This window comes from Labrys sp. HAY1-8F, assembly GCF_056754975.1.
The window spans coordinates 3,335,199-3,354,149 of sequence record NZ_JBPGWZ010000002.1 but is presented as its reverse complement, the minus strand read 5'-3'; the positions used below and the strand labels follow the sequence as shown (position 1 = coordinate 3,354,149).

The 18,951-nt window shown below is 64.9% G+C and carries 17 protein-coding genes and 1 tRNA gene; 16 read left to right on the top strand and 2 right to left on the bottom strand.

The genetic code is table 11. From position 1 onward, the window contains the following. Window positions 1-65 precede the first annotated feature (65 nt). The 6 genes from ffh to rplS all read left to right on the top strand — a co-directional run bounded on the left by ffh (window position 66) and on the right by rplS (window position 4,875). The gene (gene ffh / locus ACR9ZN_RS24565; RefSeq protein WP_481273428.1) at window positions 66-1,622 is read left to right on the top strand and encodes a signal recognition particle protein; all 1,557 of its coding nucleotides are present in this window, start codon (window positions 66-68) and stop codon (window positions 1,620-1,622) included. Between the two features lie 79 nt (window positions 1,623-1,701). Then, window positions 1,702-2,067 (top strand): 30S ribosomal protein S16, encoded by a 366-nt coding sequence (rpsP, locus tag ACR9ZN_RS24560; protein ID WP_434959032.1) that lies wholly within the window; start codon window positions 1,702-1,704, stop codon window positions 2,065-2,067. Between the two features lie 252 nt (window positions 2,068-2,319). Then, window positions 2,320-2,934: a ribosome maturation factor RimM gene (gene rimM, locus ACR9ZN_RS24555; protein ID WP_441772124.1), complete on the top strand. Its 615-nt coding sequence runs from the start codon at window positions 2,320-2,322 to the stop codon at window positions 2,932-2,934. After that, on the top strand, window positions 2,924-3,637 hold the full coding sequence (locus tag ACR9ZN_RS24550) for an HAD family hydrolase (RefSeq protein ID WP_481273427.1): 714 nt from the start codon (window positions 2,924-2,926) through the stop codon (window positions 3,635-3,637). The genes rimM and ACR9ZN_RS24550 overlap by 11 nt, the downstream gene beginning before the upstream one ends. Before the next feature lie 11 nt (window positions 3,638-3,648). Beyond that, window positions 3,649-4,359 carry a tRNA (guanosine(37)-N1)-methyltransferase TrmD gene (gene trmD, locus ACR9ZN_RS24545; protein WP_454811731.1) on the top strand — a complete coding sequence of 237 codons (711 nt, stop codon included), beginning with the start codon at window positions 3,649-3,651 and terminating at the stop codon, window positions 4,357-4,359. 147 nt (window positions 4,360-4,506) lie between these two features. After that, complete coding sequence (rplS, locus tag ACR9ZN_RS24540; protein WP_434959028.1) at window positions 4,507-4,875, top strand: 50S ribosomal protein L19; 369 nt, start codon at window positions 4,507-4,509, stop codon at window positions 4,873-4,875. A gap of 203 nt (window positions 4,876-5,078) precedes the next feature. Here the strand turns inward: rplS and ACR9ZN_RS24535 are convergent, their stop codons facing one another. Further along, window positions 5,079-6,914 (bottom strand): extracellular solute-binding protein, encoded by a 1,836-nt coding sequence (locus tag ACR9ZN_RS24535; protein WP_481273426.1) that lies wholly within the window; start codon window positions 6,912-6,914, stop codon window positions 5,079-5,081. Between the two features lie 65 nt (window positions 6,915-6,979). Further along, window positions 6,980-8,917 carry an extracellular solute-binding protein gene (locus ACR9ZN_RS24530; protein ID WP_481273425.1) on the bottom strand — a complete coding sequence of 646 codons (1,938 nt, stop codon included), beginning with the start codon at window positions 8,915-8,917 and terminating at the stop codon, window positions 6,980-6,982. A gap of 420 nt (window positions 8,918-9,337) precedes the next feature. Between ACR9ZN_RS24530 and ACR9ZN_RS24525 the strand changes: the two genes are divergently transcribed. The 10 genes from ACR9ZN_RS24525 to ACR9ZN_RS24480 all read left to right on the top strand — a co-directional run bounded on the left by ACR9ZN_RS24525 (window position 9,338) and on the right by ACR9ZN_RS24480 (window position 18,938). Then, window positions 9,338-9,715 (top strand): VOC family protein, encoded by a 378-nt coding sequence (locus ACR9ZN_RS24525; RefSeq protein ID WP_454811725.1) that lies wholly within the window; start codon window positions 9,338-9,340, stop codon window positions 9,713-9,715. A 145-nt stretch (window positions 9,716-9,860) separates the two neighbouring features. Continuing rightward, window positions 9,861-9,945: transfer RNA gene (locus tag ACR9ZN_RS24520), tRNA-Leu, on the top strand. Between the two features lie 122 nt (window positions 9,946-10,067). Next, window positions 10,068-10,778 (top strand): SDR family NAD(P)-dependent oxidoreductase, encoded by a 711-nt coding sequence (locus tag ACR9ZN_RS24515; RefSeq protein ID WP_481273424.1) that lies wholly within the window; start codon window positions 10,068-10,070, stop codon window positions 10,776-10,778. 210 nt (window positions 10,779-10,988) lie between these two features. Further along, on the top strand, window positions 10,989-12,176 hold the full coding sequence (locus ACR9ZN_RS24510) for an alpha/beta fold hydrolase (protein WP_481273423.1): 1,188 nt from the start codon (window positions 10,989-10,991) through the stop codon (window positions 12,174-12,176). Between the two features lie 397 nt (window positions 12,177-12,573). Next, window positions 12,574-13,266, top strand: coding sequence for a helix-turn-helix domain-containing protein (locus ACR9ZN_RS24505; RefSeq protein WP_434959022.1), 693 nt, complete (start codon window positions 12,574-12,576; stop codon window positions 13,264-13,266). Window positions 13,267-13,270: 4 nt separating this feature from the next. After that, window positions 13,271-14,380 carry an extracellular solute-binding protein gene (locus ACR9ZN_RS24500; RefSeq protein ID WP_434959021.1) on the top strand — a complete coding sequence of 370 codons (1,110 nt, stop codon included), beginning with the start codon at window positions 13,271-13,273 and terminating at the stop codon, window positions 14,378-14,380. A 290-nt stretch (window positions 14,381-14,670) separates the two neighbouring features. Beyond that, a complete protein-coding gene (locus ACR9ZN_RS24495) occupies window positions 14,671-15,525 on the top strand; it encodes an ABC transporter permease (RefSeq protein ID WP_454816637.1) in 855 nt (284 codons plus the stop codon). Continuing rightward, window positions 15,522-16,310: an ABC transporter permease gene (locus ACR9ZN_RS24490; RefSeq protein WP_454816635.1), complete on the top strand. Its 789-nt coding sequence runs from the start codon at window positions 15,522-15,524 to the stop codon at window positions 16,308-16,310. Before ACR9ZN_RS24495 ends, ACR9ZN_RS24490 begins: the two co-directional genes overlap by 4 nt. Before the next feature lies 1 nt (window position 16,311). Beyond that, on the top strand, window positions 16,312-17,460 hold the full coding sequence (locus ACR9ZN_RS24485) for an ABC transporter ATP-binding protein (protein ID WP_454811718.1): 1,149 nt from the start codon (window positions 16,312-16,314) through the stop codon (window positions 17,458-17,460). Window positions 17,461-17,552: 92 nt separating this feature from the next. Further along, entirely contained in the window at window positions 17,553-18,938 is a 1,386-nt protein-coding gene (locus tag ACR9ZN_RS24480; RefSeq protein WP_481273422.1) for an NAD(P)/FAD-dependent oxidoreductase, read from the top strand. Window positions 18,939-18,951 lie beyond the last annotated feature (13 nt).

The window sequence follows — 18,951 nt, the reverse complement described above, 5'->3', positions numbered from 1 at the left end:
TGTGCGTCTTGCCTTGAAAGACGATGGCTCCGATATCAGCATCGAAGCCAAACAGGAAAAGACGAATGTTCGATGGTCTCTCCGCACGTCTGTCCGACGTGCTCGACAAGCTCACCCGGCGTGGCGCCCTTACCGAGGCGGATGTCGGCGAAGCCATGCGCGAGATCCGCCGTGCGCTGATCGAGGCGGACGTCGCGCTCGACGTCGTGCGCTCCTTCATCGACAAGGTCCGCGCCCGGGCCGTCGGCGCCGAGGTGCTGAAGTCGGTGACTCCGGGACAGATGGTCGTCAAGATCGTCAACGACGTGCTGATCGAGACCCTCGGCGGCGACGGCCAGGCCATCGACCTGCAGGCTGTACCGCCGGTGCCGATCCTGATGGTCGGCCTGCAAGGCTCCGGCAAAACCACCACCACCGCCAAGATCGCCAAGCGCCTGACCGACCGGTTCGGCAAGAAGGTGCTGCTGGCCTCGCTCGATACCCGCCGTCCCGCCGCCATGGAGCAGCTTGCCGTGCTCGGCAAGCAGGTCGGCGTCGCCGTGCTGCCGATCGTCGCGGGCCAGTCCGCCGTGCAGATCGCCAAGCGCGCCATGGATGCCGCCCGCTTCGGCGGCTATGACGTCGTCATGCTCGACACCGCCGGCCGCACCACGGTCGACGAGGCCCTGATGGCCGAGGCCGCCGAGGTCAAGGCCGCCACCGACCCGCATGAAGTGCTGCTGGTCGCCGATGCCCTCACCGGCCAGGATGCCGTCAACACCGCGCGCGCCTTCGACGAACGCCTCGGCATTACCGGCATCGTGCTGACGCGCCTCGATGGTGATGGCCGCGGCGGCGCCGCCCTCTCGATGCGTGCCGTCACCGGCAAGCCGATCAAGCTGGTCGGCACCGGCGAAAAGGTCGACGCACTCGACGACTTCCATCCCGCCCGCATCGCCAACCGCATCCTGGGCATGGGCGACATCGTCTCGCTGGTCGAGAAGGCCGCCGAGACGATCGACGCCGAAAAGGCCGCCAAGATCGCTGCCAAGATGCAGAAGGGTGCCTTCGATCTGGAGGATCTGCGCGACCAGCTGATCCAGATGGAGAAGATCGGCGGCATGTCCGGCGTGCTCGGCCTCCTGCCCGGCATGGGCAAGATCAAGGATCAGCTCGCCGGCGCCAATCTCGACGAGAAGGTGTTCAAGCGCCAGCGCGCCATCATCGACTCGATGACCCCCGAGGAGCGTCGCAAGCCGGAAATCCTCAAAGCCTCGCGCAAGCGTCGCATCGCCGCCGGCTCCGGCACCTCGCCCGAACAGATCAACCGCCTCCTGAAGATGCATATGCAGATGGCGGACATGATGAAGAAGATGGGCGGCGCCAAGAAGGGCGCGCTGGGCAAGATGGCCTCGATGTTCGGCCTGGGTGGCGGCATGCCGCAATTGCCGCCCGGCGCCATGGATGCCATCGCCAAGGGCCAGATGCCGCCGGGCATGCCCTCGGAAATGCCGAAACTGCCGCCCCAGATGCCGAATTTCGGTCCCGGTGGCCCCAAATTGCCAGGCTTCCCCGGGCTTGGCGGACCAAAATTGCCGGGCGGCCTGCCGCCGGGCTTCCCCTTCGGCGGCAAAAAGAAATAGCTGCCCGAAACCCCTTGAAGACCATCCTGCCCTTTAAGACCATCCCTACCCTTTAAGACACTTGCAAACGGAGTAACCCATGTCCCTCAAGATCCGTCTCGCCCGCCGCGGCGCCAAGAAGCGCCCGTTCTACGCGGTCGTCGTTGCCGATTCGCGCTCCCCGCGCGATGGCCGCTTCATCGAGAAGCTCGGCACCTATGACCCGATGATCGCCAAGGATTCGGGCAAGTCGCGCTGGACCGTCGATCTGGAGTCCGCCAAGGCCTGGATCGCCAAGGGCGCCCAGCCGACCGACCGCGTGCTGCGTCACTTCGCCGATGCCGGCCTGCTGGCCCGCGAAGCCCGCAACAACCCGGTCAAGGCCGTTCCCGGCAAGAAGGCGCAGGAACGCGTCGCCGAGAAGGCCAAGAAGGCCGAAGCTGCTGCAGCTGAAGCTGCCGAGTAAGCTCGACTAAGCAAGGACGAAGCGCGATTCCAGCGCACACAATTTGTGTGCGCGACCTCCCCCGAAGCTGGGGAAGGTGGGCTTGCGCAGCAAGCTCGGAAGGGGTGCAGCCAGAATAGAGCACATGGAACGGGACTTTGGGTCTGCGGTTCTCGTGCTCTATTCTGGCTGCACCCCCTCCGTCACGACTTCGTCGCGACACCTCCTCCAGCTTCGAGGGGAGGCTCCCGTGCCCTTTATCACAAGGTCCCCATGCCCCCTGCCTCGCAAAACCTCGTTGTCCTCGGCGTTTTCGGCGCAGCCCATGGCCTCAAGGGCGAGATCCGGCTGAAATCCTATACCGAGGAGCCGCTGGCCATCGCCAATTACGCGCCGCTCCTCACCAAATCAGGGCGCCAGATCAAGCTGGCCAGCCTGCGCCAGGCCAAGGATGTGCTGATCGCCCGGGTTGAAGGCGTCGGCGACCGCACCGCTGCCGAACAACTCGTCAATCTTCAGCTTTTCGTCGAGCGCGCCGTGCTGGGCACCCCCGAGGACGAAGACGAATTCTTCCACGCCGACCTTATCGGCCTTGTTGCGCGCGGCGAGGACGGCAGCAGGATCGGCACGGTCACAGGCCTGTTCGATTTCGGCGCCGGCGACATCATCGAGGTGACCCCCGATGGCGCCAAAGGGGCGCAAGGCAGCGCCAAGGGGGCGCCAGACAGCGCCAAAGGAGCGCTTGGAGGAGCCAAGCCCCTGCTGCTGTCCTTCACCAAGGCCGTCGTACCCGAGGTCGACATCAAGGCCGGACATATTGTCGTCGTGCTGCCTGAGGAAACTGGCGCGGCCGATGAGGCCGAGGAGACAGGTGACGATGAGCGCTGATTCTATTTCCACCGGCAGCCTGCAAGGCGATTTCAGGCATTTGGCCGGCACGCCGGTCGCCGGCCTGATCTTCGACATGGACGGCACGCTGGTCGACAACATGCATGTGCACAATGATGCCTGGGAAACCTGGCATCAGCGCCATGGCCTGCCCTTCGATCGCGAGCGCTTCTTCCGCGACACCGCCGGCCGCGCCAATCGCGAAGTGGTTGGGATGGTCAAGCCCGACGCGAGCGAGCACGAGCTCGACACGCTGGGGCTGGAAAAGGAAGCAATCTACCGCGAGATCTATCGCAACCAGATGGTACCGATGCCAGGCTTGGCGGCTTTGATATCAGCCTGCGAGGCTCGCGGGCAGAAGATGTCGGTCGCCACCGCGGCCACGCCCGAAAATGCCGCTCTGGTGCTCGACGGCCTCGATTTGCGCCGCCATTTCGTCACCGTGGTCTCCCCTTCCATGGGCTATCGCGGCAAGCCCCATCCCGACCTCTTCCTTGCCGCCGCCGAGGCGATGGGCCTGGCACCCAGCCAATGCGTGGTGTTCGAGGACGCACCGCTCGGCATCGAGGCCGCCCGCAATGCCGGCATGCGCGCCGTGGGCGTGAAGACCATGCTCGACGATGCGGCGCTGGACGGCCCGAACACCGTGTTTTCGATCAAGGACTTCACGGATGAGAGGCTGAAGGGCCTCTTGGGTTTCTGAGCATTCGTCCCGTGTGGCGTGCCTCGATCCTCACCCTCTATCCGGAGATGTTCCCCGGGCCGCTCGGCGTCTCGCTGTCGGGCGAAGCCCTGGCCAGCGGCACCTGGGCGCTGGAAACACGTAATATCCGCGATTTCGGCCAGGGCCGCCATCGCTCGGTCGACGACACGCCGGCCGGCGGCGGCCCGGGCATGGTCATCCGCGCCGACGTGCTGGCTGACGCCATCGATGCTCTCGGCGATGACGGTCGCCCGCGCCTGTTGATGTCGCCGCGCGGCCTGCCGCTGCAACAAGCCCATGTGCGGGCGCTGGCGGCGGGAGATGGCGCCGTGATCGTGTGCGGGCGCTTCGAAGGTGTCGACCAGCGCGTGATCGAGGCGCGGGGCCTCACCGAGGTTTCGATCGGCGACTATGTGCTGTCGGGCGGCGAGCTCGGCGCCATGGTGCTGATCGATGCCTGCGTCAGGCTGCTGCCCGGTGTGATGGGCGGCGCCACATCCGGCGACGAGGAGAGCTTCGAGAACGGCCTGCTCGAATACCCGCATTACACCAGGCCCGCCCTCTTCGAGGATCGCGAAATCCCGGACATCCTGCGCTCGGGTCACCACAAGAACATCGCGGCCTGGCGCCGGGGCGAGGCGGAGGCACTGACACGCGCACGCCGGCCGGACCTGTGGGCGGCCTATGAGGCGCGACAGCCGCCGCCGAAAAAGAGGAAATAGATGCGCCGCCCCTGTGACGTCCTCGGTCCCAGGGGTGACATCTCTTCACCGAATTCGGTGGACTCGCCTTCCGTAATGGCGTATTGGCACGCCTCCACTTAAAGCAAGAGCAAGATGCGTCCTTCGGGTACGCGCGGAGATATGATCATGAACCTGATTCAGACTATCGAGCAGGAAGAAGTTGCCCGCCTGTCGGCTGGCAAGGACATTCCTGAATTTCAGCCCGGCGACACGGTGATCGTGAACGTCAAGGTGAAGGAAGGCGAGCGCTCCCGCGTTCAGGCCTATGAAGGCGTCTGCATCGCCCGCAATGGCGGCGGCCTGCAGGAGAGCTTCACCGTCCGCAAGATTTCCTATGGCGAAGGTGTCGAGCGCGTGTTCCCGCTCTACTCGCCGATGATCGATTCCATCAAGCTGGTCCGCCGCGGCAAGGTCCGTCGCGCTAAGCTGTATTACCTGCGCGATCGCCGCGGCAAGTCTGCCCGCATCGCCGAGCGCGTCGACCACAAGAAGTAAGTTCGACGCATCTGACGGATTTCGACGCCGGCCTGGCAACGGGCCGGCGTTTTTGTTTGTGCAAGGCGGCCCGGACGCATCCTGCCGAAAGTTGGACCGTGTTTGCGAGCGTGGCGAAGCAATCCAGACGTTCAAACATATCACTCGCGGCCTCTGGATTGCTTCGCTACGCCCGCAATGCTCCTCAGCCGACCGATGCACTGCTATCCCTTTTTCTTCGACCACCACAGATCCGGGATGCCGCGGTCGTAGATCACGCCGGGATCGCCGTGCTCGAACTCGTCCCAATAGGCCAGCCAGTGGTTCGGGCGGGTCCACATCGGCACCCAATAATAGCCCGAGCGCAGCACGCGATCGAAAGCGCGGCACGCCGCGACGAGCGCGCCCCGGCCGTCGGCGGCGACGATGGCATCGATCAGCGCGTCGATTGCCGGATCGGCAATGCCGGAAATGTTGGTCGAGCCAGGGATGCCGGCCGTCCGGCTGGCGAAGGGCCCACGCATGTCTTCGCCCGGGGTCAGGCCGAAGGACGTGCGGCGGGAAATGATGTCATAGTCGAACGCATCGGTACGGCGCTGATATTGCGAGGAATCGACGGCGCGGAAACTCGCCGCGATGCCGAGCCGGCCCAGATTCTGGATGAAGGGGGCCGTGACCTTGTAGAGGAAGTCGCTCTCCTCCAGGAACTCGATGGTGAAGGCTTCGCCCTTGGCGTTCTTGAGAACGCGGTTGTCGAGGGTCCAACCGGCGTCCGCGAGGAGCCCCAGCGCCGTTCGCAGATTGGCCCGATCGAAGCCGGTCCCGTCCGAGACCGGCGGCAGCAGGGCTTCGCCGAAGACGGCATCGGGCACCTTGCCGCGATGAGGCTCCAGCAGGGCGAGTTCATCCGGCCCGGGCTTGCCTTCGGCCTTCAGTGGCGAATTTTCGAAGATCGAGGCCGTGCGCCGGTAGGACGCGTACATCACGTTTCGGTTCACCCATTCGAAATCGAAGACGAAACCGAGAGCCTTACGCACGCGAGGATCGGAAAACTTGGCGCGCCGCGTGTTGAAGTGCCAGCCCTGGGCGCCCGAGGGCGTGTGGTCGGGCACCGTTTCACGCCGGATGCGGCCGTCGCGCACAGGCGGAATATCATAGCCCTTGGCCCAGTTCTCGGAGCTCGGCTCCTCGCGGAAGCGGAAATTGCCGGCACCGAACGCAATGAAGGCCACCGAAGGATCGCGGTAATATTGCCAGGTCAGGCGATCGAAATTGTTGGTGCCGATCTGGGTCGGCAACCTCTCGCCCCACCAGTTCGGCACGCGTTCATAGCTGATCGCATCGCCTACATTGACCTTGCCCACCTTGTAGGGCCCGCTGCCGAGCGGTGCTTCCAGCGTGGACTTGACGAAATCGCGCTTGGACCACCAGGCTTTCGAAAAGATCGGCAGGGCGGCGACGATCAGGGGAAGCGAGCGCCCGCGCCCGGGCAGCAGCGTGACGCGCACGATGTCGGGGGTCTCGGCCACCGCCTCCTTGAAGAAGTGCAGCGGTTCGGCGATGAAGGGATGCCCCTTCTCCTTCAACGTGTTGAACGACCAGGCGCAGTCTTCCGCCGTCAGAGCGGAGCCGTCGTGGAAACTGAGCCCGGGGCGCAGGCGGAAGCGATAGGTCTGCCTGTCGGACGAGACGGCGACCGCTTCGGCCGCGTAGCCGTACATCGCATCCGGCTCGTCCACGGCCCGCGCCATCAGCGAGGCGAAGGTAAGGTCCATCCCCACCGCGCCCGTGCCCTTGAGGACGTAGATGTGCAGGCTGTCGAAGGTGTTGAAGGACTGGTTGTAGCCGGTCTGGTAGACCAGTTGCGAGAAGGCGCCGCCCTTGGGAGCATCCGCGCGCACATAGTCGAATTTCTTGAAATCAGGTCCGTATTTGAGATCGCCGAAGGTCGACAGGCCATGGCTCTCGACCTCCTGTCCCCGCGCGCCCACCGGCAGGAGCGCACAGGCTGCGCCGAGGAAGCCGGTCTTCAGGAGCATGCGGCGATCGAGTTCGGCCATGAGCGGGGGTCCTTCGAACGGGGGCAACGGGTTCGCGCAACGAGCAGAATCTGCCATGCCGCATCTCATTTGGCGGGTTGCTCTTCAACCGTGCCGATCTTGGCCGCCCTGGCCTCGTCATACCACCAGATATCGGGGAAGCCGCCCATATAGCCCAGTGCGGGCAAAGTTGCCGGTTGACCGAAGCGATCCCAACGCAAGGTGCGGTCCACACTCGAATAGAACATTGGCACCACATAATTATGGGCCAGCATCACGCGATCGAGTGCCTTGACAACTGCGACCTGCTCGTCGCGGTCCTTGGCATAGATGACGCGCTCAATCAGGGCGTCCACGCCGGCGTCCTTGACGCCGAGCTCATTGCGCGAAGTCGGCCGGTCGGCGGCGGCCGAGCCCCAGAAGTCGCGCAATTCGTTGCCGGGCGAATTGCTCTGCGATTGCAGATAGATGATCATGTCGAAGTCGCGGTTGAGCACGCGCGTCTGATATTGTGAATCGTCGACCGTCCGCAGCACCAGCTCGATCCCCAGCCGCTTGAGGCCCTGCTGATAGGGCAGCACCGTTCGCACGATTCCCTCCCCCTGCAGCAGCAGTTCGACCTTCATCACCTCTCCACTCGTGACATTGGTGAGCTTGCCGTCGCGGATCTCCCAACCCGCATCCTTCAGCAAGGCAAAGGCCTTGCGCAGATTGGCGCGCACCGCCTCATCGCTGCCACTGACGGGATTGGCATAGGGCGTGGTGAACACGGCCGGCGGCACCATGTCCTTGATCCCCTGGAGCAAAGCGAGTTCCTGCCCTTCGGGCAGGCCCTTGGAGGCGATATCGAGGCCAAAGAAATAGGTATTCACCCGCTCCAACAGGCCGAAAGACATGGTGCGGTTCTGGGTCTCGAAATCATAGGCCAGATTGAAGGCTTGGCGCACGCGCGCGTCCTGGAACTTGGCGCGGCGCAGATTGAAGCCAAAGGCCTGCATGATTCCACTCGTCGCACGGCGGAATTCCTGCTTGACGATCCGCCCCTCCTTCACGGCTGGAATGTTGTATTGTTGCACCCAGGCTGAGGCGCTGTTCTCGGAGCGGAAATCGAGGGAGCCGGTCTTGAAAAGTTCCGGCAATTTCGTGGCATTGGCATAATAATCGTAACGGATCTCATCGAAATTATACATGCCTCTGGCCGTCGGGAGGCCGGCGCCCCACCAGTCCTTCACACGTTCATAGGTAATTGAACGGCCGGCCTCGAACGCCTTGACACGATAGGGTCCGGAGCCGAGCGGAGGCTCTAAGCTGGTAGCCGCGATATTGCGCGGCTTGCCGTCCGGCCCCTTGGCCAGCCACCAATGCTTGGGCTGGACGATCAGCTGACCGACGATCAGCGGCAGTTCCCGGTTGCCCTTGCTCGAAAAACCGAAGGTCACCTCGTTGGGGCCGCTGACCTCGGCCTTGGCGACGTCGTGGTAATAGCGCTCCTGCTGGATATTGTTGGCCTTGAGGGTCTCGAAGGACCAGACCACGTCCTCCGGCGTCACCGGCTGGCCGTCCTGCCAGCGCGCCTTCGGGTTGAGGCGGAACGACACCCAGGACATGTCGTCGGGATAGCGCAGGGCCTCCGCCAGTTCGCCGTAATAGGTGTTGGGCTCGTCCTGCGCCGGGGTCATCAGGTTCTGGTAAACCCGGGCGAGCCCCGGCTCGACGATGCCCCTTACTCCCGCAAGCGTCACGTTGAAGCTATCGAAGGCCACCGGCGAGGCCATGCGCAACCTGCCGCCTTTTGGCGCATCGGGATTGACATAGTCGAAATGATCAAAGGCCTGGCTGTGCTTGGGTGTGCTGAGCGGCGAAAAGCCGATGCGCCAGGGTAATGTCGTGCTCGCCGTCGCCCCGGCAGGCGCTTCCGCCGGTTTGGCGGCCTCCTCCGCCGAAGCCTGCCAGGGCGCGAAGACAGCCAGGCTCATGAGGACGGCAAAGGCGGCCGAGGCGAGAGGGGAACGGACGGGGTGCATGGGATCTCCGTTGGTTTCCCTCGCCATGGGCAGGGAGACGGGGGCGGCCGGGGCGACGCCCCTCGATTGCAGCACGGCTTGCGGGCAGCGCCCGCCAGCCCGCGAGGATTAGGAGCCAATGCGGCGGAAATGCAGCTGATTCGGCAAGATGACATCGTGTTCACCTCGAGCAAAGCACGTTCACAGCTGGGCAGTCGTTTTGCTCCAGCTCCCCGTTTCCCAACCGATCCAGCGGATTGCCTGGGGCCTTTGCGCTTCCCGGCGATTGCACCAAATCGCGAAGCGTTTCCGCAGGAAAGCGCGTGCCAACGCGCCCGGCCGGGCTTATTCTGATCGGGCAGTCCTTGCGCCGGACGGCTGCGCCGGTTTTCGACGCCGAGCGGTACGGGCCGGCAAGAGGAACGATCCGGAGGCACCGCCATGCTGGGAGACAAGCTCGCCGTCGCCACTTTGCCCGTGCGCGATCTCGCCACGGCCCGGCGTTTCTACGAGGAGCTGGTGGGGCTGGAGATCGCCTTCGAGCATGCCGGCAGCGCCATCGCCTACAAGGCCGGCCCATCGATCGTGCTGGTCTACGCCTCGGCCAATGCCGGCACCAACCACGCCACCGCCGTGACCTGGGTGGTGGGGGACGACATGATCAGCCTGGTCGAGGCGCTCAAGGCCAAGGGCGTCGCCTTCGAGCATTACGAGATCCCGGGCACCACGCTCGACGGCGACATCCACCGCACCGGCGACCTCGAACTCGCCTGGTTCCGGGATCCCGACGGCAACATCCATGGGCTGGCAAGCGGGTGATCCCGGCTGCGCGGGCGTCGCGCCCGTTCTTTCTTCTCAGCATGCTCGGCGCTTCCAAGAACGGGCGCGACGCCCGTGCACCCGGAAAAAGCCCGCAATCGCGGATTGACGCCGCCCCATCCCTCGCTATAGTGCCGCCCGCGTTGCCCCTATGGCGGAACTGGTAGACGCGTCCGACTCAAAATCGGATTCCGCAAGGAGTGCTGGTTCGATTCCGGCTAGGGGCACCACTTCCACTTCATGCTGACGGGTGTGCCGCTGCGATCAGTTGCGCGCGCCGCAATCCTCGCCCTTCCCTCCCGCTCCCGCCCGTGACACTCTCCTGGTCCAATCACACTAGGGAGTGCCCGCCATGTCCTCGTCCCCCGCCATCATCGTCACCGGCGCCGCCGGCAATCTCGGGGCTGCGGTGGTGCGCGAGCTTGCCGAGGGCAGCGCCCCGCTGGTCCTGATGGAACGCTCGGCGGACAAGCTCGAGGCGCTGGTCGCCTCGCTGCCCTCGGACACCCAGGTGCTGTCGATCGCCGGGACGGACATGACCTCGCAGGAGGCTTGCGAAGCGGCGGTGGCCAAGGCCGTCGAGCGGTTCGGGGCGGTGGGCGGGCTGGCCAACACGGTGGGCGGCTTCGCTATGGCGCCGGTCGCCAAGGCCCTTGCGCAATGGGATGCGATGCTCACCGGCAATGCCCGCACGGCGCTCGCCATCAGCGCCGCGGTGCTGCCGGCGATGCAGACGGCGCGCCAGGGCCGCATCGTGCATGTGGCGGCGCTGGCCGGGCAGAAGGCGTCGGCGGGGATGGCCGCCTATGCCGCCTCCAAGGCGGCGCTGCTGCGGCTGACGGAGGCCATTGCCGAGGAATATCGCAAGGACGGCATCACCGCCAATTGCGTGCTGCCCGGGGTGATCGACACGCCGCCGAACCGTGCGGCCATGCCCAAGGCCGATACCAGCACCTGGGTGGCACCGGAAGCGATCGCACGATTGATCGCCTTCCTGCTCTCGCCGGAGGGCGGTGTGGTCACCGGCGGGGCGATTCCGGCGACCGGCGTGCCGGCGATGTGAGACCCGTATGGGTGTTGCCTGGGAGCGCGGACCTCACAGTGGCATGCTTGCATGTTGCGATGTCCGCTCTTCTTTTCGCAAGCTCGGCGCTTCCAAGAGCGGACAGGATGTCCGCGCTCCCAGGAGTCGCTGGATGTCGCCATCGGGCAATTGCCCGGCAATCTTCCAGCGCTATAGTTCCCCCCAAAATCCTGCCGGAGGAGGAACCGCATGCTGAACCCTTTCATCCGTCTCACCAAGGTGGGCGTGCTCGCTCTGCCCCTGGCCCTCGGCCTCGCGATGGGCGCCGCGGCGCCCGCCAGCGCCAAGGGCTGCGAGGATCTGGCGGCCGGGCGCTGCAAGGTGAAGCTGCCCGGCGGCATCACCATGGCCTATGTCGAGACCGGGCCGAAGGACGGGCCGGCGGTACTCCTCATCCACGGCCTCACCGACAATATCCGCTCCTGGTCGACGACGATGGCGGCGCTGCACAAGCGCGACCCCGGCCTGCACATCCTTGCCATGGACCTGCGCGGCCACGGCCAGACCTCGATGCCACCCCGCACCGCTTGTTCGCTCGCGCCGGAAAAGTGCTTCCGGACCAGCGATTTCGCCGGCGACATCGTCGCCTTCATGAAGGCCAAGAAGATCGCCAAGGCGACGCTGGCCGGTCATTCGCTCGGCAGTTTCGTCACCCAGGAAGTCGCCCTGGAGCACCCCGAGTTGGTCGAGCGCGCCGTGCTGGTGGCGAGCTCCACCAAGGGCGTCGACAATGTCGCCCTGCGCGACTACGTGCTCAAGGAGCCGGTGGAGGGCTCCTGGAAGAAGGCCCTGGAGGCCAAGGGCTGGAAATATCCCGCCGGCTTCTACATGCTCACCCCGCTGAAGGCCGATCCCAAGGCCGAGGACTGGATCGCCAAGAACTGGGTGGTCGATCCGGCGGCCGATCCCGCTTTCCTCAAGCCCTATGTGCCGGAGACCGCCAATGTCCGGCTCGGCACCTGGATCGGCGCCAGCAAGGCGCTGCTGGCCACCGACAACACCGAACGGCTGAAAAGCTTCTCCGTACCCGTGCTGGTGCTCTGGGCGACGCAGGACAGCATCTTCCTGGAGGCCGACCAGGCCTGGCTGAAGCAATCCCTCGGCGAAGCAGCCAAGGCCAAGGGCATCCCCGCCTACTGGAAGCGCTATGGCGTGATTCCCCTGCCGGCTTCCGGGGCGCAGGTCAGCGATATCGGCCATAATGTGCAATGGGGGGCGCCGGATGCCGTCGCCGCCGACATCGAGGCCTTCATCAAGACGGGCGCACCCACCAGCGATCTCCTGCACAGCGACAAGCCGCCGGCGCTCGACCACATCGTCACCGAGCCGGGCAAGGCGGAGGTGATCAAGCTCGGCCAGCCGGCCACGGGGAATTGATGCGATAACGATTGGGGCCGGTCTTAATGGCGGCCCTTTCAAGGGCTCTCGAACAATCGAGACATGCTGGGATCGGGCGGCGTGACCCCTCATCCGGCGCTTCGCGCCACCCAAGGCACTTCCAAAGGAAGTGCCGGGTCCCGCAAGGGGAGAAGGCAAATGGCGAGCGCTACACCTTCGAAAATAAATCCCCTTCTCCCCTTGCGGGTGTCGTCAACTCCCTTGAGTTGACTAGAGGTGCCGGCAGGCGGATGAGGGGTCGCACCACTCTACCGGGACTTGCAGACCGACACCTTGAAATGGGCCGGCCTGGAGACCAGTTCTCGCTTTCACTTTAAGGCTTGTTAAGTACGGCAATTCACTTTATGACTTGTTAAGTGAATCTGCCGAGGCCCTGATGAAGCGCGCCGACGATCACAATGCCGACAGCGGTGCCGCGCCCAATCTGGAAGCGCGGCGCTCCAGCGTCCTGGGCCAGCGCGTCAAGGCCTTCCGCACCGCGCGCCGGCTGACCCTGCGCGAGCTCGGCGACCTCACCGGCACCACCGCCAGCTTCCTCTCTCAGCTCGAGCGTGGCCTTTCCGGCGCCAATACCTCCACGCTGATGGGGATCGCCAACGCCCTCGGCATCAATGTCGCCGACCTCTTCGACGAGGGTGAGGCTTTGCCGCACAAGGTCGTCTCCCGCTCCGAACGTCCGGCCCTGCCGGCCAGCGGCGGCTGCCACAAGACCTTGCTGTCCCGGCGCCCGCTCCGTGACCTCGAAGTCTATTCCGGCGAGTTCGACGTCGGCGGCTCCACCGGCGACCTGCCCTATACCCATGGCAATTCCCACGAGATGTTCCTGGTGCTGCGCGGGCGCCTGCAACTGACGCTCGGCCAGGAGAGCTTCATCCTCGAGGCGGGTGACAGCATCGAATATTCGTCCTCGACGCCGCACAAGACGGCGAACATCGGCGACACGCCGGCCGAGGTGGTGTGGATCATCTCCCCGCCGACCAGCGGCGCCGCCGATCTCGACCAATATGTGATCCGGAAATCGCTCGCATCCGGGTCGCCACAACAAACAAGCGAGTCTCCAGAGGGATAATGGGATGACAACTGCAACGGCATTTGCCCGACTATCTTGCGCCAAAGCGATTTGTGCCGGCCTGGCCGGCGCCGCCTTCACTCTGCTGGCGGCATCGGGCGTGCAGGCCCAGAGCGCACCGCCGGCCGGCACCATCGGGGAGGGCTCGCTGAAGGACAAGACGCTGACTTTCGTCTCCTATGGCGGCATCTACCAGGACGGCCAGAACGCGGCGCTGAAGGAATTCGCCGAAAAGTCCGGCGTCAAGCTCCTGAACGACGGGCCGACCGAGCTCGCCAAGCTCCAGGCCCAGATCGAATCGGGCAACGTCACCTGGGACGTCGTCGACACCGGCGATCTCGCGCCCTTCGCCTATTGCGGCAAGTACTTCCAGAAGCTCGACTTCACCAAGATCGACGTCTCGCACATTCCGCCCGGCCAGGTCGGTCCCTGCAGCGTGCCGGCCATGAATTACGGCATCGTGCTGATGTACAAGACCGACAAGTTCAAGGACCATCCGCCCAAGAACTGGAAGGACTTCTTCGACACCAAGAATTTCCCGGGCACGCGCGGCATCGACGGCAGCGGCGACCCGCCGGTCGGCCTGCTCGAGCAGGCGCTGCTGGCCGACGGCCATCCCGTGGACAAGATGACGCCCGAGGATATCGACAAGTCCATCGCCCGGATCAAGGCCCTCGGGCCCGATACCGTGTTCTGGAAAACCGGCGCCGAATCCCAGCAGCTCGCCGAGTCCGGCGAGATCGACATGCTGCTGATGTGGACGGGACGCGCCATGACCGCCGTCAAGAACGGCGCCAAATACACCCCCGTCTGGCAGGACTGGCTGGTGGTCAAGGACCAGCTCGCCATCCCGGTCGGGGTCAAGGATCCCGCCGCCGCCCATGCGCTGATCAACGCCTATCTCGGCAAGAGCGCGCAGGAGGCCCTGACCCAGAAGACCTCCTATTCCCCGGTCAACAACGAGGCCAAGCCCGAGGTCGACGCGCAGGTGCAGGCCTTCCTCACCAACACGCCCGAACGCGTCAAGCAGGGCTATGGCTTCAACACGGCCTTCTGGACCGAGAATTTCCAGGCCCTGAACGAGAAATGGGGCTCGCTGCTGGCAGGCAATTGAGCGAAGGGATCTTTAAACCCTGCCCAGAGAAGCGCGACCAGCCTTCCCCACGAAGCTGGGGAAGGTGCCCAAACGGAGTTTGGGCGGATGGGGTGTGGCGGGCAGCGCAGCGTCATTTGAAGGTCTGCATACCCGTGGTGCAATCTTGTTTTGCTTGGGGTGCTGCCCGCCCCACCCTTCCCGACCTCGCTTCGCGAGGCAGCGCACACAACTTGTATGCGCGCCCTTCCTTGTAGGCATACCCAGCCAAAGCGGAGCTTTTGCGCGTGACTGACACAATGCAATCCTCCATGGCCATCGCCCGGCAACGCAGGTTGAGGCCGCTTTCTGCCTATCCGTCGTTGCTGACGGTCCCGGCGGTGCTGCTGCTGATCCTCGCCATGGGCTATCCCTTGCTGACGGTGGTGGTGCGCAGCTTTGCCGAGCCGAGCTGGGGCCTGCAGAACTATGTCTGGTTCTTTTCCACCCCGGCGAACCTGACCGTGCTGGCGCGCACCTTCTCCATTGCCGCCTGGGTCACCCTGGTCTGCGTGGTCGCGGCCTATCCCTATGCCTATCTGATGACGGCGGTCGGGCCGAGATGGCGGCTGGTGCTCATTCTGTGCGTGCTGGTGCCCTTCTGGGTCAGCGGCGTGGTGCGCACGCTCGCCTGGGTCGTGCTGCTGCAGGATTCCGGCGTGATCAACACGGCCCTACAGGCGCTCGGCCTCGACGGCATCAAGCTGATCCGCACCCCGCTCGGCGTCGTCATCGGCATGGCGCAGGTGCTGCTGCCCTTCATGATCCTGCCGCTCTATTCGGTGATGCGCAGCATCGACCTGCGCCTGATCCAGGCGGCGCGCAGCCTCGGTGCCAACCCGGTCCGTGCCTTCTGGCAGATCTACCTGCCCTTGTCGCTGCCCGGTGTCTTCGCCGGCGCCATCATCGTCTTCATCCTGTCGCTCGGCTTCTACATCACCCCGGCTTTGCTGGGCGGGCCGCGCAGCACCATGCTCTCCACTTTGGTGCAGAACCAGGTGTTGAGCCTGCTGGCCTGGGGCCGTGGCGGGGCGATGGGCGTGATCCTGCTGGTGGCGACCTTCCTGCTGCTCGCCATCGCCGCGCCTTTGATGCGCCAGCGCCACAAGCAGGCCTCGAGGAGCTGACGATGAAACCGCTGCGTCTCTTCCTCGCTTTGTTCTGCCTCTTGATCGCGCTCTGGCTGGTGTTGCCGACTTTGGTGATCATTCCAATGTCGTTCAACCAGAACAAGTCGCTGGCCTTCCCGCCATCGGGCTTCTCCTGGCAGTGGTACGAGAACTTCCTCACCAATCCGGACTGGTCGTCCAGCTTCTTCAATTCGCTACGCATCGCCACCATCGTCGCCATCATCGCCACGCTGATCGGCACGCTCGCCGCCCTCGGCCTCAGCCGCATGAAGCATGCAGGGGGAGGCATCCTGCGCGCGCTGCTGATCACGCCGATGGTGGTGCCGGGCGTGGTGCTGGCGGTGGGGATCTATTCGGTCTACCTCACCTACAAGCTGGTCGGCACGGATCTCGGCTTCGTCATCGCCCATACCATGCTGGCGATTCCCTTCGTGCTGATCGCCGTCTCGGCCAGTCTCGAAATGTTCGACGTCAGGCTCGAAAAGGCGGCAGCCAGCCTCGGCGCCAACCGTTTCACCACCTTCCGCACCATCACGCTGCCGCTGATCGCGCCCGGCATCCTGTCGGGCCTGCTCTTTGCCTTCGTGACCTCCTTCGACGAGATCATCGTCGCGCTGTTCATCACCAATCCCTATCTGAAGACGCTGCCGGTGCAGATCTTCACCTCCATCACCCGCGACGCCGACCCCACGGTCGCCGCGGTGGGAACCATCGTCTTCCTTGCCACGACATTGCTGATCGCCGCCGGCCTTCTCCTCGGCGCGCGATCGAAGAGGAGCTGAGATGTCCAACGCCGCAGCCGCCATCGCTACTCCTGCCGGCTCCCCTCAGGGCGCGGCCGGCGCCGCCATCGATATTCGCAATGCCAGCAAGCATTATGGCAACTTCACTGCGCTCGACGATGTCAGCCTCCATATCGAGCCCGGCGAGTTCATGACGCTGCTCGGCCCCAGCGGCTCGGGCAAGACGACCACGCTCAATGTGGTGGCAGGCTTCACCGAGCTCTCCAGCGGCACGCTCGCCGTCGGCGGCGAGGACATCAGCGGCCTGCCGGCGCACAAGCGCAATATCGGCGTGGTCTTCCAGCATTACGCCCTGTTCCCGCACATGACAGTCGGCAAGAACGTCGCCTATCCCCTCGCCTTGCGCGGCATTCCCAAGGGCGAACGCGACGCTCGCGTCCGCCACGCCCTCGACATGGTCAAGATGGCCGATTTCGCCCACCGCTATCCCAGCGAACTTTCCGGCGGCCAGCAGCAGCGCGTGGCGCTGGCCCGCGCCATCGTGTTCGACCCGCCGCTATTGCTGATGGACGAGCCGCTCGGTGCGCTCGACAAGAAGCTGCGCGAATGGCTGCAGCTTGAGATCAAGCGCATCCATCGCGAACTCGGCACCACCTTCGTCTACGTCACTCACGACCAGGAAGAAGCCCTGGTGCTGTCGGACCGCATCGCCGTGTTCAACCATGGACGCATCGAGCAGGTCGGCACCGGGCGCGAACTCTATGACGAGCCGGCCACCCTGTTCGTCGGCAAGTTCATCGGCGAATCCACCACCTTGCGCGGGGCCGTGGAAACCTCCGGCAACGAGACCTGCCTCACCATTGCCGGGCAGAAGGTGGTCTCGCAGGAAAGGCTCGCGGATGGCCGGCAGCCGGTGATGCTGCTGCGGCCGGAGAAACTCTCGCTCGCGCCGGCGGCCACCGGTGCGCGCGACGGCCGCAACAGCCTTTCCGGCCAGGTCAGCGAAGCGATCTATCTCGGCTCCAGCTCCAAATACCAGGTAGTGCTGGCCGATGGCTCGGTCGCGATCGTGCGCGCCCCGCTGGAAAGTCGGCCCTTTGTCATCGGCGAGGCGGTCGACCTTTGCTGGGCGAGCGGTGATGCCAAGCTGCTGGCCGACGACGAGCGCGCCGACCTGACCCTGACTTAAACGAACAGCGCCAACCTTTACCCTCGCCATCAAGGGGGTAAGCGTCACCTCCGCACCGCCATATTGCATCTCTTTTACGCGAGCCCCCCATCATGGACGTCAAAGTCAACGGCAACATTTCGTTCTGGTATGCCGATATCGGCGGCGTGCCCGGTTATCGCCCGGCGCTGCCGGGCGACCGCAGCGCCGATGTCTGCATCGTCGGCGGCGGCTTCACCGGGCTGTGGACGTCCTACTATTTGAAGAAGGCCAATCCCGAGCTCAACATCATCGTGGTCGAGAAGGAATTCGCCGGTTTCGGCGCCTCCGGGCGCAATGGCGGCTGGCTCTCGGGGGGCTTTGGCTGGTCGCGCGAGAAATATCTGAAGACGTCCTCGCGTGGCGCGGTCGTCGACATGGAAGCGGCGATGCACGGCTCGGTGAACGAGGTGATCGCCGTCACCGAGCGTGAGGGCATCGACGCCGATGTCCGCCGCAACGACACGCTGACGGTGGCGGTCAACCAAGCCCAGCTCGGCCGCATCCGCCAGTCCTACGAGTATGAGAAGGGCTGGAGCGTCCCCGATGCGCGCATCAGCCTGATCGGCCGCGATGAGATGCGCAAGCGCATCGAGATCCACAATGTCGAAGGCGCCCTGGTGCATCACGACACCGCCCGCGTGCAGCCGGCCAAGCTGGTGCGGGGCCTCGCCGCCGTGGTCGAGCGCCTGGGCGTCTCCATTTACGAGCAGACCGAGGTCGTCGGTATCGAGAAGGGGGCGGTGACCACCAAGCGCGGCACCGTGCGTGCGCCGATCATCATCAGGGCGACGGAGGGTTTCACCGCCGGCATTCCCGGCTTCGAGCGCCTGTGGATCCCGATGAACAGCGCCATCCTGATGACCGAGCCCCTCAGCGAGGAGCAATGGAGCCGGATCGGCTGGAACGGCTACGAGCTCCTGGGCGATGCCACCCATGGCTATTGCTATGCCCAGCGTACCCGTGAAGGCCGCATCGCCATGGGCGGGCGCGGCGTGCCCTATCGCTACGGCTCGGCCACCGACGTGCGCGGGCAGACGCAGGATCAGACCATCGCGCAGCTCTACGCCATCCTGATGCGGCATCTGCCCCAGACCAAGGGCCTCAAGATGGAGCATGCCTGGTGCGGCGTGCTCGGCGTGCCGCGCGACTGGTGCACCACCGTCGGCCTCGATCGCAAGAACGGCATCGGCTGGGCCGGCGGCTATGTCGGCCTCGGCGTCTCCACCTCCAATTTGTCCGGCCGCACGCTGGCCGACCTGATCCTGGAGCGTGACACCCCGCTGACCCGGCTGCCCTGGGTCAACCGCTCCGTGCGGGAATGGGAGCCGGAACCCTTCCGCTGGCTCGGCATCCACTCGATGTACCAGCTCTATCACATGGCCGACCGGCGCGAGTCGGCAGGCCTCAAGCAGACCTCGCGCCTCGCGACCTTCGCCAACAAGATCACCGGGCGCTGACAAGCCCGGGTTT